Consider the following 882-nt stretch of genomic DNA (forward strand, 5'->3'; position numbering starts at 1 on the left):
ACCGCCGGCTGACAACCGCCGTCTGGCTTCCCCCGGCCCCCGAAACTTTTCCCTAGGAGAACCCATGCCCCGCCCGTACACCCTGTTCACCGGCCAGTGGGCCGACCTGCCCTTCGAGGACGTCGCGCGCCTGGCCTCCGGCTGGGGCTATGACGGCCTGGAAATCGCCGTGTCCGGGGACCACCTGGACGCCTGGCGCTGGGACGAACCCGGCTACGTCGAATCCAAACTCGCCGTCCTGGAAAAGTACAACCTGAAGGTCTGGGCCATCTCCAACCACCTCAAGGGCCAGGCCGTCTGCGATGACCCCATCGACTTCCGCCACCAGGGAATCGTCGGGGCCAGGGTCTGGGGCGACGGGGACCCCGAAGGCGTCCGCCAGCGCGCCGCCGAGGAAATGAAACACACCGCCCGCCTCGCCCGCGCGCTCGGGGTGGACACCGTCGTCGGGTTCACCGGCTCCTCCATCTGGCAGTACGTGGCCATGTTCCCGCCCGTCCCCGAAAAAGTCATCGAGGCCGGCTACCAGGACTTCGCCGACCGCTGGAACCCCATCCTGGACGTCTTCGACGAGAACGGGGTCCGCTTCGCCCACGAAGTCCACCCGTCCGAGATCGCCTACGACTACTGGACCACCGTCCGGACCCTGGAAGCGATCGGGCACCGCGAAGCGTTCGGGCTGAACTGGGACCCCTCCCACTTCATGTGGCAAGGCATCGACCCCGTCTCCTTCATCTGGGACTTCAAGGACCGGATCTACCACGTGGACTGCAAGGACACCAAGCTGCGCCCCACCGGCCGCAACACCGTCATGGGCTCCCACCTGCCCTGGGGCGACCCCCGCCGCGGCTGGGACTTCGTCTCCGCCGGACGCGGCGACGT

1 protein-coding gene is annotated in these 882 nt (G+C 67.8%); it reads left to right on the forward strand.

Annotated elements, in window-relative coordinates; genetic code table 11:
- Positions 1–64: 64 nt before the first annotated feature.
- Positions 65–882: sugar phosphate isomerase/epimerase family protein (locus AC1DJW_RS26465; protein WP_476902950.1), on the forward strand; the 818-nt coding region annotated here is incomplete at its 3' end.

The organism is Arthrobacter sp. 05L417, assembly GCF_056397865.1.